Consider the following 14,196-nt stretch of genomic DNA (forward strand, 5'->3'; position numbering starts at 1 on the left):
CAAGGTCGAACGCTATAACCGCACCATGGTCGAAGAATGGGCCTACGCGATGCCCTACAAGTCAGAAGCCGAGCGTGTTGCCGCGTTCCCGGCATGGCTCCACCACTACAACCATCACCGAGGCCACACCGCACTCAAAGGTCAACCACCAGCCAGCCGCGTCACCAACCTCTCAGGTCAATACACCTAGGCCCCTGTAGGCTCGACGTTCACGGCTTTCCGGCCGGTGCGAGAGGGGTACAACGTGGGTCAGTCGGGCGAAGTGAACGCCATCCAGGGCACCGTGCTGATTGCCGGCTGCGGGGATCTGGGCACCGAGGCGGGGCTGAGGTTTGCTGCGGCAGGGCACCGGGTGATCGGGTGGCGGCGATCGCCGGACAAACTGCCGGCGGAGATCGAGGGCGCCGCCGTCGACCTCACCGGTGACCTGCCGCGTCTCCCAGCGGACACCAGCATCGTAGTCCTTGCCACCGCAGCCAACGGCCGGACCGAAGACGCCTACCGCTCGGCCTACCTGACGGCCACGGGCAACGTTCTTGACGCGCTGGACCGGGACGGCGTTGATGCCCACGTCCTCCTGGTGTCCTCAACCGCTGTCTACGGGGGTTCCGACGGCGAGTGGGTCGACGAATCGACTCGCCTGGCGCCTGGAACCGCTACCGCTACCATCCTGGCCCGCACCGAGGAACTTCTACGTGCGCGGCGGCCTGACGCCACGATCCTTCGCCTGTCGGGCATCTACGGGCCAGGGCGCACCCGGCTGATCGACCAGCTGACGGCGGGGACCGCCGTCGTGCCCCAGGACATTCAGTGGACCAACCGGATCCACCGTGACGACGCGGCAGCGGCCATCGTCCACCTGACCACACGGGTGAGTGATCCGGGACCGGTGTACGTCGGGGTTGATAATGAACCAGTCGACCAGGGCGAGGTGCTGGAGTTCCTCGCCGCCCAGCTGGGCCTGCCCACGCCGCCGGTGGGACCGTCGTCGTCGTCGCGGTCCGGTGGGAAACGTCTCAGCAACGCGCTGCTGCGTGCCACCGGATTCACGTTCGCCTACCCGAGCTTCCGGGAGGGGTACCGGGCCGTCCTCAGCGGAGACGGGATCAGGCACCCCTAGCCCGGTCGTGCCAGCCTGCGCAGGAAAACAAGCCACTCCGCCCGGACTGGACTCACGTGACCGAATTCGTTCGTTGCGCTAGCCCGACGTCGGTACGTACCCGCGTGCCTTGTCCACCGGGTGGGGCAATTGATCGCCGGCATGCCAGATGAGGAAGTTGGTCTCGAACTGGTGGGCCAGATCTTCCAGCCAGGAGTCGGCGTCGCTCGCCATGTGCGGCGAGATGAGCACCCGGTCCATCCCCCAGAGCGGGCTGGTGGCGGGGAGGGGCTCGACGGCGAAGGTGTCCAGCACCGCACCCGCAATCCCGCCGTCGGTAAGGACCCGTGCAAGCGCTAATTCGTCGACGAGCCGTCCGCGTCCCACATTAATGAGGTAGGACGACGGCGCCATGGCCGCGAGTACGTTGGCGCTGACCATACCGTCGGTCTGCGGTGTCAGGGGCGCTGCCAGGACCACCCAGTCATACGCTCCAATGACTGCCGTGAGGTCTGCGCTCCCGTGGACTGTGCCGAAATCGGGGTCCCCCGTCCGCGCGACCCGGCCGGCGCCGTCAACGTCGGCACCCGCAGCGGTAAGGAGACGGGCAGTGCACCGGCCGATGCTTCCCGTTCCCACAATGAGCACCCGGGCGCCGGCGATGTTGCGGGTGGTTCGCCGCCCCCATACCCGGCGGCGCTGCTGGTCGCGGGTCTGGCCGAAGCCTTTGGCCGAGAACAGCATGGCGCCCAGGACGTATTCGGCCATGGGCCGGTCAAACACACCGTGCGCATTGGTGACGGTGACCGATGACTCGACCAGTCCGGGGAACAGGAGCCTGTCGACGCCGGCCGCCGCGACGTGAAGCCATTGCAGGGAATCGGCGTGTTTCCAGGCTGGTTCCAGCGCACCCGAGAAGAAGTCCCAGAGGTAGAGCACGTCGGCTCCGCGGAGGGCCGAGGGCAGGCCAGCGGCGTCGGTTTCGCGGATGTCCGCCAGCACTCCCACCCGATCCAGCCCCACCACGGGCCGGTCCCCCACCAGCACGGTGACGATCGGTTTGCGCCCGGCCCGCTCGGTGAAGTTCATGGTTAGCATTTTCCCACGTCCGAACTAGCGCAGTTGTGGCGGGTGTTCCCACCTTGGGAGGCTGACGGCGTCAACAAAAGCGCAGCAGTGGTGGGTAACCCACGCGCCAACCCACCGCTGCTGCGCAAATGCGTGAATCCACCCACCACAGCTGCGCAACCGGGGGTAGGGGTAGTGCGGGGGTGGGGTCAGTCCCTACGCCGGGACAGGGAAACGGTCCCAGACGCGGTGCTTCGCCAACAGTTCGGTCAGCGTAATGAGGACCGGCGTTGCGTCGCCGACAACGACGCCCGGTGCGTCGGGGCTGATGGCGCTGGCCTGCAGTACCGAGGACACGTTGCCAATACCACCGATCGCCTTCGAGTGCCTGAACGCCTCAGAAAGGAGCAGCCCAACCCGCGGATCCACGGCGACCGACGGCGATCCTGCCTTCGCGTCCCGGCTGTTGGCGGCGTCGCCACCCGGTGTCGCGGCACCCGCCACGATCAGGGCATCGAACTCGGTGGAGCGCGCGGTCAGGTAGGTCCGCTGGACCACCAGGCCGCCGTCAAGCTTGCCGCCCGTGGGAGCGATGATCAACGGCACCATCCCGGCGTCGTGGATCGCCGAGCTGAGCCTGGCGACGGCGGTGACGTCGCTGTTGGCGTCGGCAATCACACCGATGATCCGGCCCTCGACAGGCCAGGTGCCGCCGATCTGCGAAACTGTAGGGCTGGGCTCGTGATCCTCAACCTGTTCGGTGGCGGGGGGTGCGTCCAGACCGAGGCCGTTGGCAACCTCAGCGCACAGGCGCTCGTCAATGTTGGCCAGATTCTGCAGCTGACGGACCCGTAGGTTCTCTTCGTAGACCTTGCCCAGTTCGAAGGTGTAGGAGGAGATCACGTGGTCCTGCTCAAGCGGGGTGAGGGACCTGAAGAACATCCGCACCTGACTGAAGTGATCCTCGAAGGTGGCCGGACTTTCCCGCACCTTCCGCGACGCCGGCAGCTCCTGCGGAACGTCGATGTAGGCGCTCATGTCCTCACCCGCCAGGAACGGGCATCCACCGTCGAGGGAGTTGGGCTGGTACGGCGCCGCTCCCCCATGGACCGCGGTCTGGTGCATGCCGTCACGGAGCATGTCGTTGACCGGGGCGTGCGGCCGGTTGATCGGCAGCTGGGCGAAGTTGGGGCCGCCGAGGCGGCTGATCTGGGTGTCGATGTAGGAGAACAGCCGGCCCTGCAGCAGTGGGTCATTGGTGACGTCGATGCCCGGTACCAGGTGGCCGGGGTGGAAGGCGATCTGCTCGGTCTCCGCGAAGTAGTTGGTCGGGTTGGCGTTCAGTGTCATCGTTCCGATGATTCGGACGGGAGCCAACTCTTCGGGGACAAATTTGGTGGGATCGAGCAGGTCGATTCCCTCAAACATTTCGTCCTCGGTGTCGGGGAAGGTCTGGATGCCCAGGTCCCACTGGGGGAAAGCACCGGCCTCGATAGAGTCCGCCAGGTCGCGGCGGTGGAAATCGGGGTCCATGCCGTTGATGATCTGGGCTTCTTCCCACACGAGCGAGTGAACGCCCTGCCTGGGCTTCCAATGGATCTTCACCAGGGTGGTTTCGCCTGCTTCGTTTTGCAACCGGAAGGTGTGGACGCCGAACCCTTCCATGGTCCGGTACGACCGCGGGATGCCGCGATCGGACATGTTCCACATGGTGTGCGCCTGAGCTTCGCTGTGCAGGGAAACGAAATCCCAAAACGTGTCGTGGGCGCTCTGGGCCTGCGGGATCTCGCGGTCCGGGTGCGGCTTGGCGGCGTGGACGACGTCGGGAAACTTGATCGCGTCCTGGATGAAGAACACCGGGATGTTGTTCCCCACCAGGTCGTAGGTGCCTTCGTCCGTGTAGAACTTGGTGGCGAACCCTCGGGTGTCTCGCACCGCGTCGGCCGACCCACGGGAGCCGAGCACTGTGGAGAATCGAACGAAGACCGGCGTCTCGACGTCTTTGCCGAGGAAGCCAGCCTTCGTGACCCCTGCTGCGGCCCCGTTGGCCACGAAGGTTCCGTGGGCGCCAGCGCCGCGGGCGTGGACTACACGTTCCGGAATGCGCTCGTGATCAAAGTGGGTGATCTTTTCGCGCAGGTGGTGGTCCTGCAGCAGGACTGGTCCGCGTGGACCAGCCTTGAGGGAATGATCGGTGTCGGCCACTCGCGTGCCCTGGGCGGTGGTAAGGAACCGCCCGCTCTGGGAATTCACCGTTTTGGCGGCCCCTGTAGGTGTGCCGGTAGGTGACACCGGCTCGGGGGCGCCCTGATCGGGCTTGGGCGGCAGCGGTTCGCGGGGTTCCACCGGCTCCGCCAGGCTGGGCGGTTCCACCGAAGGCGCGCCGGGGATAGGCGGGTTTGTGGCTGGGGAATTCTTTTTGCTCATCGATCGCTCCAAACGCTCGGGTAAAGGCAGTGAACCCGCCGTTACCCACCCAGCCTACCCTCAACACTAAGCATGCTTTGTATATAAATGGAGGTCGGGTAACCCTAGAGCGGTGTGAAAATCCCGGAGGAAGCAACACCTTGCCGGCGGATCTGCTGCACCAGCCAGTCCACGAGCAGGCGACCCGCGGCTGGATGGCTCGCGTCGGGATCGTGCTGCTGGGCGTGCCAGCGCATGACGTCGTCGACGGCGGGGCTGTCATCGAGCAGCCCCGTGAGCGGACATTCCCCGAGCGGCCGCGGATGGGGCGCTCCCAGACGGGCGAACTGCCAGTGATAAGCCAGCCCACCCAAATAGGTTCGCGGCCTGGCGGGGTGCACATCAAGAACAAACCTCTTGGCCCAACCGGCTGCCTCAACGGCCGGCAACGGTCGGGTGAGGTAATACCCCTGGCCGAGCGGGGCGCCGAGAACCGTCGCGACCTCGGTGATGCCGAGGTCCTCGAGCCCCTCGATCACAACGTTCATGCCAAAGTCCCTTCCCATCTGGATGAGGGAAGCGATCATGCTCAGCGTCTCGATAGGCTTTCTGCGAATCTCGGAGAGAAGTTCCCGGTCGAGTTTGATGGCGCTGAAGGGGAGGACCGACAAGCGCTTGAGACTGCTGTAGCCGGCACCGAGGTCATCCATCGCCAACCCGACACCCAGTCCCACCAGTAGGTCCAGGGCGTTTCGTTGGGTCTCCCACTCAAGGGTCTGGGATTCCAGCAACTCAAGACCTAGCCGGTCAGCGGCAATCTGATGGCGCTGCAATGCTTGGCGCACCAGGTCGAGGCACTCTGGGTTCAGCAGGGTGCTCGGCGGAAGATTCACCGAGACGCTTGCATGCAGGCCCTCCCGATCCCACTGTGCCACCCATCCGAGCGCCTGATCGATCATCCCGGCAAAGAGGACGTCAAGCTCAGCCTCGGTCAGATAAGGCAGAAACTCACCGGGCGCAGCCAGGCGCCCGTCGGGCATCCGCAAGCGGGCCAACGCCTCAAAGAGGTGAACCGAACCATCACGGAGATCTATCACGGGCTGCATGAAAGCCTCCAGGCCACCGGAGCGCAACTGCGTCCGATAGCTCTCGATGACGGTATTGTCGGGGCGTCCGCCGGCGTCGGAAACTCCCGCTTTCAGGTAGGCGAGGTCGGACCCGATCGCGGCCACCGGTTCTAGAGCGGCGAGCGTCCACCAGTGGTCGCGGTCACTCTTCGTCCTTTTTGACTGATACAACGCATCATCGGCCTTTCGCAGCAGCGTTACCATGTCGCACCCCTCGCGCAAACACAGGGCAAGCCCCATACTCATTCCCACCCTGACGCTTTTCCCCGAAACGAGGAACGGCCGTTCCACGGCATCATGGAGTGAATCCAGAATCTCTGCGAGTATCTCCGGAGCAAGTGCACGGTTGATGTCCCTCACCACGAGGATAAACTCGTCGCCGCCCATCCGACCGAGGAAATCGCCATCGCGCAGATTGGCCTGCATGCGCACCGCCCATTCCTTCAACACCCGGTCCCCAGCCTCGTGGCCGAACGCGTTGTTGACCGCCCGAAAATCGTCGAGATCGATCATTCCTACTGCCGCGGTGACATCACTCTGGTCACCCTTGGCAACGATGTCCTGGAATCGTTCGGCGAGCGCCACCCGGTTTGGTAGCCCCGTTACAGGATCATGCAGCGCCTGGAACCGCAGCTGCTCGTGCTTAGCCATCCGGGTGTTAATGTCCCGTTGGACGCTCGCGTAATGGGTCACCCGACCGGCGGCATCGCGCAGCGGGACCACGCTCAAATCATTCCAGAATGCTGAACCATCTTTCCGGTAGTTGAGGATTTCCCCGCGGAAGGCCTCCCCCGCGGCCAGCGCCGTCCGTATGGCGCGCTTGGTCTCTGGATCAGACCCCGGCCCCTGGAGTAACCGACAATTTCGCCCCACTACATCGTCGGGCAGGTGTCCCGTGATTGTGGTGAAGGAATGCGAAACATGGAGAATATTTTGGCGGGTATCGCTGATTAACGTGACCTCCGAGGTGGCTGCGTGCGCCTGCGCAAACAGTGACTCAGGCAATACCTCCCCCTCGAACCGTGGTCCCCACTCGGACGCCATTCAACTCATCCTTCGGTGTGCTTGGACCCTCACGTTCCACCCCTGCGATTGCAAGAAGGCGTTGTTCGACGATAAGCGAACTGTCTCTCCAGCCCCATACCCCTACAGGAATGGTAGCGGCAATTGTGTGAGGCACAGCACCACCGCTACATTGGGGCCAGACCCGTCCCGCCTGAAAGAAGGACGCCGTGAGCAATCGACAGTCGCCGGAGCCACCGCTGACGACCGCGGCCCGGTGCCTGTATGCCCTAGCGCTGGAAGATTTCACTGTCGAGCGCAACGCGTTGGCGAAAAGCACCGAGGATAAGCCGCTTGCCGATCAGATCAGGCGGTTGCCCAAGCCGTCGATGGCCGGGTGGCTGGTGAACATGCTCGTTCAACAGCGCCCGGATGTGGTGAGAGAGGCACTCGAACTCGGGGCCGCGCTCCGCACCGCCCAGGAGCACCTCGACCAGAACCTGATGAAGGGGCTCGGCCAGCAACGGCAGCGGCTCTTGAGTGCGCTCGGCAAGGACAGCGTCGCACTGGCCACTGAACTCGGTCACCGGGTCAGCACCTCCGTCGGCGCGGAGGTGGAGCAGACGTTTCGCGCCGCGATGACCGATCCCGACGCCGCCGCCGCCGTCTCGAGCGGACGGCTCCTCCGCTCGCTGGCTGCCAACGGCTGGGACGCAGTCGACCTCACCGGCGCGGTGGGCGGGCCGTTCGAACGACCCACGGGCGCCAGCGCCACCGACCCGGCTGAGCCAGGGAACGCCGTGGCTGACGACGAGCGGGTCGAGAATGCCCGCACCAACCTTGAGGACGCCGAACGCACCCTGGCAGAGGCCGACGACGACGCCCAGGACGCGGGGCGCCAGCTCGACAAGTTTCAGGACCGCCGCACCAGCTTGATCACCGAGATTGAAGACCTGCAGCGCCGTCTCACCGAGTCGAGGGCCGATTTGAAGACCCTCGACACCCGGATCGACGCCGCCGGGCGGGAACAGGTAACTGCAGTCCGAACCGCCCGTGACGCTCGGCGTGCGGTGGATAGCGCGCGGCGCCATCTCGAGAAGCTGCTCTAGTCCAGCGCGGTCGACGTTCCGGTGGCTGGTGCTGGCTCGGCCAGTGCAGCGGCGGCCCTTGCGCTGGGTTCGCGGATCGGGGTGCTGGCGTTGAGCGCGAACCCACCCCCGGCCGTCGCCGTCGTGCTGGGCCGTCACCTTCAAACGGTTCATACACCCGACGGCGTCACCCACACCCAGCAACTCCTCACACCGTCGGGGGTGTACGAAACCTACCTCGCGGCAGAGCGGCTGGCCACGACGGGACCCGCCACCACTTCGCCGCACCATCTGCCACCCTGGCCAGCTAACTCCTTAGGGGTTGTCGGGCTGCTGCCGACGCCTGAGCTTGGTCAGTGCATCCCATCGACGGGACGCGAGCCGACGCAGTTCCCCGTTGGCTGTCGCAGCCTGCGTGCTCTGTCGTCGTCTGGTAGGCCAGCTGATCGACCGCCCACCGGTTGGGCCCGCAGGCTGTGCTGAACGGTCCGGCTGCCCCGATGGCGCCGCACCCGCTTTCCGATGCTGCTTCATAGTTAGTACTCCCCCTCAACCCCACCCATTCTTCCGGTAGGAATCAGATCATATGACTCGGACAACCCAACCGTAAATACCCTCAGACCCAAGCGCTCCAAGTAGTACCACTAAATCGTTTGCGTACCGCTAGCCGCCGAATCGAGTAGCCACCACTCGTTACACCGGCATCGTGTCCTTCTACCCTGAAATTCCAAGGGAAGAAGAGGACACTATGATCGACTACGCCATTGAAGCTTTGCCTCTTTATTCACCGAGTGCCCTGGACCAACTGGAGCGCGAACTTGAGAACCCGGTGGCCTGCCAGGCCTTCATCCAGATCTCCATCGGGATGTGGGACCAGCGCTTCCATCGGCTGATGCGTGCCGCCGAAGCCCGCGATGAAGCCCAGTTGATGGACGTCATCCTCAGTATTGAAAGCTCCAGCAAAATGCTGGGACTGGAGCAGCTAGCCGCGCTGGCCGGGGTGCTGAAGTCCCGCCTGGAACGCCGCGACGTGGACGCCGTGCTTGGCCTCCTGCCCTCACTTGAACAGTGCGGCACGCTCAGCATGCGCGAACTGCGAGCGGCACACCCCGCCTGAACCTGCGGCGATCCGGGATGGCACCTCCCGCCTTCATATGGTTTCAGTCTCCCGACGGCGTCACTCACACCCAATAGCTCCTCACGCCGTCAGGGTTTACGAGACCTATCTCGCGATGGAGGCGCTGATCGACGACGGCGCCGACGTCATTCTCCACGCCTGCTCCGACGCGAGGACGTTCGCCCCCGCCTTGAAAAGCTATTCAAGGCCGGGCGCTCTGTCGGTTAGTCACGGAACAGGAGGTGCTGGCGTTGAGCGAGGTGATGGGTTATCTCCCGGGTGGCCGGATACAAGTCGCGGTACAGCGAATACAGCTCCTCGTAGTTTTCCCTGACCGCCGGATTGGGGACAATAACTCTGGCCGTGGGATTCCACGATCGGATATCGACGTCCGAATTACCGGTTACCAACCCTGCAAGGTAGGCGGCCCCATAACTGGCGCCGATAGTATTGGTTGGGACGACTTGCGGGAGACCGGTGATATCCGAGACGATCTGCATCCACAGGTCTCCCTGGGTGCCACCGCCGACGGCAACAATCCGTTCGATCGCACCTCCCGCCGCTTCGATCTGCTCGATGTTGTGGCGCACGCCTAGCGCTGTTGCCTCGAGGGCGGCCCTGTAAAGGTCACCGCGTCCATGCGACAAGGTGAGCCCCGCGATCAGACCGCGTGCATCCGGGTCAGCGATGGGTGTGCGCTCCCCGGCGAAGTAGGGCAGCATCACCAGGCCGCACGCTCCAGGCCCGGAGCGCTCAGCCTCGGCCAGCAATTCCGCGTAATCCACTGAACCGAAGAGCTCCTTGAGCCACCCAGTGATTGCACCGGAGGTTGCCATGCCACCCGCCAGGCTCCTTGTCCCTTCAAAGGCACCGATTGTCCCCCACAGGGTCGGGGTGAAAACCTTCCCAGGGACGGTGTGCACGAGGAACATGGTCGAGCCGTACATCAGCATCAGGTCGCCGTCGTTTTGTGCATCCACGCTGACGGCCTCCGTCCACGCATCGATCGTCCCGGCAATAACCGGCACTCCCGGGGGCAGACCGGTTTCGCGGGCCGCACCCGTTGACACCTTCCCCGCGGTATCCGACGGCCAAATGAGCCTCGGCAACTGCAGGTCCGGGGCGATATGTTGCGACCACGGGTCGTACCAGTCGAGGAGATTGGTGTCGTAGAGCGGCGTGGACTGACTAGCTGAATGATGGTCCAGAACATATTCGCCGGTCAGTTTGAAGGCCAGCCAGGACGATGGCATGAACAGTTTCCGGGCCCGCCCCAGCACGGTCGGCTCATGCTCGGCAATCCAAGCGAGCTTCGGGCCAACCGCCTGTGTGGACAGCACGGATCCGCAACGGTCCAAAATCGCCTGGTCCCCGCCCAGTTCGCGGGTCAGCCGGGAAATCTGGGCGGTAGCGCGGGTGTCCACGCCATAGAGGATGGCCGGACGCAACGGCTGATCATGATCGTCAGTCAACAGCACGCACGGACCCATGCCGCTGACGCCTACAGCGACCACTGTGTCGGGCGAGTCAGCGTTGCCGAAATCTAGCAGCAGCGCCCGGCAGATTGCGGTGAATTCATCCCACCAGATTTGGGCATCCATCTCCACCCAACCCGGATACGGGCGATCCACCCGATGCTCGATCACCTTGGTACGCAGGACTTTACCGTCCATCGCAACCAGGACACCCTTGCTGCTGCCGGTGCCAATGTCGACTCCTAGCACCACGTCAGCCACGATAAAACCCTTCCCGACCGGTCCGCTTCATGGTTACAGGTCAACCGTCCCGCAAAGGTGAACGTGTACGCCCAACTCAGCGAAGAATGCCGCCTTCGCGACGAGCGCCTTATCCGCAGTCTCCGCATCCGGCGCGTAGACCACCTGGACATGGTTGGCCTTATGCCGAGCCATCAACTGGTCCCGGGACACACCGTGAAGTACCGCGTGCATGATGGGCCATTGCTTGTCGGTGGCGTCGAGCCGCCGCCGAGTCTCCTCCTCCGGAAGCTCCACCACGTGACCGCGCCCTAGATCGAGGTGCAATTCACCGTCCATAATGAACACCCGGGACCAGACGATCTCGCCTGGCTTCGAGACTCCCGACAAGGTCGAACCGCCCCGAGGGAAGAATACCGCCGGCTGTCGCATTCCGTACGACTTCCCGTACCCCCCGTTATGCGATGCTGGCACCGAACCCGAAATTTCAAATACCCACACAAACTCACCGTTGTACTCTTCACCCCACCGGATATCGTGGAGAGTATTGGCCGGGTCCAAGCCCATCGCCGTCCAGATCCGGTTTGTGACCAGTGCGTCCACTGCAACACCCTCGTCCACCTCATTGAAATGCGGAAGTGCGGCATCAGGGTAGAGCTCGCGTGATCCACTCCGGGACAGTACTGGAGGACGGGAGACATTATTGAGTAGACCCTCCACCAGGTCCGAGGCGGGGGTCATATCTTTGAGACCCTGCTGGTATTGGATACCAATGGCGTCCGCACCAAAATCATCGGCGATCCGCACAGCTGCCACATACATTTTTAGTTGCTCATGCACCTGCGCCTCGGTGAGTTCAGAGGCGTCGTCAGTACCGAAGTGAAAAGTAAATCCTGCTTCGTCAAGCCAGTTGCGGACAGCCTGTGCTTCCTCGTCGGACACCTTACCCATCTCAGCCAGCAGCGCCGACTGGGAAAGACGTTCCTTATAAATACCCAGCGGATTGAGCAGTTCGTCGTCGATAATGGCGTTGTACATCCCCATGCAACCCTCGTCGAAGATTCCGATGATCGCCTTCTCCGTTGACAATTGCTGGGCAAGGGCCTGCCCCAGTCTGGTTTCAGCTGTCGCGGGCAGCTGGCCCAGATCGCGCACATGGCTGAGATCGTGAACGATAGTTCCGGTCTGCAACCACTCCGCTACCTTGTCGAGCGCCCACTTATCGGTGAAGTCTTCGCTCCACAGCGACGAATAGGCAATCCCGGCCTTTGTCAGCGAGGCTGTGAGGTTCAGTAGCCCCACCAGCCCGGGAAAGTCGCCCGCCCAGTTCGCCACCACCAGGATCGGACCGCGGTGGGACCGCAGCCCGGCCAACACGTGGTGGCTGTACTGCCACACTGCATCCACCACCACCAAAGGCGCTTCGGCGGGAATGCTGCGAAAGACGTTCATGCCGGCGCGCTGGCTGTCAATGAATCCGTGCCCGGTTTCCGGGTTCACCCCGTGGCCGCGGTGAACGGAGAATCCGGAACGCTCGACGGCGGCTGCGAAGTCTGCTTCAAGCTTTTGCTGGGTAGTCCAACCCGCCGTATTCGCGCTCAGGCGGAGGTCACCGCTGGCCACCGTGTACACGGTTTTGTCCCGCAGGACGGGCAATTCTAGTTCCTTCGGAAAGGCGTAACTGGTCATCTCATTCTCCTTTGAATAGGTCGGGTGTTGGCGCCGCGGGGCGCAGGCGTAGGCCCTGCATTCCGCCGTCGACGGCTAGGGACGTTCCGGTGGTCGATCCGGCGGTCGGCGACGCCAAATACATAATGGCGGCAGCCACTTCATCTGCTTGCACCAAACGTCCGTGTGGCTGGCGGGCGTTGAGCGCCGCACGTTCAGCCGCGGGGTCGTCGGCTTTTGCCAGCAGTTTTCCGATCCAGGGGGTGTCCGCCGTACCGGGGTTCACACAGTTCACCCTGATGCTTTCGCTCACGTGGTCAGCGGCCATACTGAGGGTCAGAGCCAGGACGGCGCCCTTGCTCGCACTGTAGAGGGCCCGCTGCGGAAGGCCCGCCGTAGCGGCGATGGAGCAGACATTCACGACGGCCGCCGACGGCGATTCGCGCAGGTAGGGCAGTGCCGCCCTGGTCACCCGCACAATTCCCAGCACATTGATATCGAGGACACGATGCCATTCGTCGTCGTCGTTATCAGCTACCGTGCCCTGGGCGCCAATACCGGCGTTATTCACTACGATGTCCAGACGCCCGAATTTCCTGATCACTGCGTCGATAGCAGCGCGGACCGATCCGTCGTCGGCGACATCACACTGCAGCGCCAACTGGTCCGGTGCCGCGTCGCCCGGGTTCAGATCCAATACTGCAACCGAAGCGCCGGCGGCGGCGAGCCGGGCGGCCGTCGACGCGCCAATTCCCGATGCGCCTCCGGTTACCAGCGCGACGAGACCGGTGAAGTCCGCCGTCACCGCTCACTCACCGATTCCTCGGGTGCATCGAGTTCGGATCCGCCGGCAATGACCTGTCGTTGTCGTCCGAGCCCGTCAATTTCAACCTCGACCACGTCACCAGGTTTCAGATACGGGAATCTGCCGGACAGCGCAACTCCTTCAGGCGTTCCGGTAAGCACCACATCTCCGGGCTCAAGGACGAGATACTGGCTCAGGTGGTGCACCAGATAGTCAACTGGGAAGATCATGTCCGCCGTAGTGGAATCCTGGCGCTGTTCACCATTGACCCAACTGCGGAGACCTAACCTGTCAGGATCCACCTCGTCAGCGGGGACGAGCCAGGGGCCCAGCGGCGAGAATCCTGGTGCGCACTTGCCTTTTGACCATTGGCCACCAGATTCCTCCAGTTGGTAAGTCCGTTCGGAAACGTCATTGGCTACCAGGTAGCCGGCGATGTGGTCACCCGACCGCTCGCGCGATTCCAGGTAGCTTGCCCTTCGTCCGATCACTATGCCGAGCTCCACCTCCCAATCGGTGGTGGTGCTGTTCCGGGGAAGGACCGTCTGGTCGTAGGGACCTGCCAGAGTGTTCGGGGTTTTCAGGAAAATAATGGGTATGGTCGGCGGCTCCGAGCCAGACTCCGCTGCGTGAGCTGCGTAGTTCATGCCAACACAGATAATTGCTTGCGGCCGGGCGATGGGCGAACCAATCCGGCCGGCGTGCTGAAGCTCTGGCAGCGTCCCGTCAGCCAGCGCCCGCCGGGCACGTTCGATTCCGTCGGCCGCAAGGAACTCGCCGTCGATCTCAACAGTGAGACCGGATAGATCATACGTCTTTTCGACACCCGAGGAGTCGGCGTCGAGGACAGCCGGAATCTCTTCGCCTGGCTCGCCAATCCTTATCAGTTTCACTTGTTGTTTCCTGCCTTTTTTTACATGGAACCTTGGTGCCCCAAACCTGGTAGCGCCGCCTGTCGAGACACCTCGCAACGCTGTTGGCTGTCATGATCCAGAATACAGAATCTGCCAACGTTGACAAGGCAGACATCGGATGTCTAGTCTCAGGAGCACCGGTGCCATGTTAAGAGACATCGTCCGGGGCCGCCGCAGCAAGGGAGTT

General features: G+C 63.4%; 11 protein-coding genes. 4 read left to right on the forward strand and 7 right to left on the reverse strand.

Annotated elements, in window-relative coordinates; genetic code table 11:
• On the forward strand, nucleotides 1-190 hold a 190-nt coding region (locus ACX80A_RS06340), incomplete at its 5' end, for an integrase core domain-containing protein (RefSeq protein WP_459258843.1).
• Between the two features lie 54 nt (nucleotides 191-244).
• Entirely contained in the window at nucleotides 245-1,120 is an 876-nt protein-coding gene (locus ACX80A_RS06345) for an SDR family oxidoreductase (protein WP_459258844.1), read from the forward strand.
• A 78-nt stretch (nucleotides 1,121-1,198) separates the two neighbouring features.
• Here the strand turns inward: ACX80A_RS06345 and ACX80A_RS06350 are convergent, their stop codons facing one another.
• The 3 genes from ACX80A_RS06350 to ACX80A_RS06360 form a co-directional block, all read right to left on the reverse strand.
• Nucleotides 1,199-2,188 carry a D-2-hydroxyacid dehydrogenase gene (locus ACX80A_RS06350; RefSeq protein ID WP_459258845.1) on the reverse strand — a complete coding sequence of 330 codons (990 nt, stop codon included), beginning with the start codon at nucleotides 2,186-2,188 and terminating at the stop codon, nucleotides 1,199-1,201.
• A gap of 195 nt (nucleotides 2,189-2,383) precedes the next feature.
• Entirely contained in the window at nucleotides 2,384-4,594 is a 2,211-nt protein-coding gene (locus tag ACX80A_RS06355) for a catalase (RefSeq protein ID WP_459258846.1), read from the reverse strand.
• A 104-nt stretch (nucleotides 4,595-4,698) separates the two neighbouring features.
• Nucleotides 4,699-6,744: a putative bifunctional diguanylate cyclase/phosphodiesterase gene (locus ACX80A_RS06360; protein ID WP_459258847.1), complete on the reverse strand. Its 2,046-nt coding sequence runs from the start codon at nucleotides 6,742-6,744 to the stop codon at nucleotides 4,699-4,701.
• 188 nt (nucleotides 6,745-6,932) lie between these two features.
• Here ACX80A_RS06360 and ACX80A_RS06365 point away from each other — a divergent pair, with 188 nt between their 5' ends.
• The gene (locus tag ACX80A_RS06365) at nucleotides 6,933-7,811 is read left to right on the forward strand and encodes a hypothetical protein (protein ID WP_459258848.1); all 879 of its coding nucleotides are present in this window, start codon (nucleotides 6,933-6,935) and stop codon (nucleotides 7,809-7,811) included.
• Between the two features lie 685 nt (nucleotides 7,812-8,496).
• Entirely contained in the window at nucleotides 8,497-8,907 is a 411-nt protein-coding gene (locus ACX80A_RS06370) for a hypothetical protein (RefSeq protein WP_459258849.1), read from the forward strand.
• A gap of 224 nt (nucleotides 8,908-9,131) precedes the next feature.
• Here ACX80A_RS06370 and ACX80A_RS06375 read toward each other — a convergent pair whose 3' ends face one another.
• Genes ACX80A_RS06375 through ACX80A_RS06390 form a run of 4 tightly spaced genes read right to left on the reverse strand, consistent with a single transcriptional unit; the run spans nucleotide 9,132 to nucleotide 13,988 of the window.
• Nucleotides 9,132-10,643 (reverse strand): FGGY-family carbohydrate kinase, encoded by a 1,512-nt coding sequence (locus ACX80A_RS06375; protein ID WP_459258850.1) that lies wholly within the window; start codon nucleotides 10,641-10,643, stop codon nucleotides 9,132-9,134.
• A gap of 33 nt (nucleotides 10,644-10,676) precedes the next feature.
• Nucleotides 10,677-12,311, reverse strand: a complete 1,635-nt coding sequence (locus ACX80A_RS06380) for a fucose isomerase (protein WP_459258851.1) — start codon at nucleotides 12,309-12,311, stop codon at nucleotides 10,677-10,679.
• A gap of 1 nt (nucleotide 12,312) precedes the next feature.
• Nucleotides 12,313-13,095 (reverse strand): SDR family NAD(P)-dependent oxidoreductase, encoded by a 783-nt coding sequence (locus ACX80A_RS06385; RefSeq protein ID WP_459258852.1) that lies wholly within the window; start codon nucleotides 13,093-13,095, stop codon nucleotides 12,313-12,315.
• Complete coding sequence (locus ACX80A_RS06390; RefSeq protein ID WP_459258853.1) at nucleotides 13,092-13,988, reverse strand: fumarylacetoacetate hydrolase family protein; 897 nt, start codon at nucleotides 13,986-13,988, stop codon at nucleotides 13,092-13,094. The genes ACX80A_RS06385 and ACX80A_RS06390 overlap by 4 nt, the downstream gene beginning before the upstream one ends.
• Between the last annotated feature and the right edge of the window lie 208 nt (nucleotides 13,989-14,196).

This window comes from Arthrobacter sp. TMN-50 (assembly GCF_054511125.1).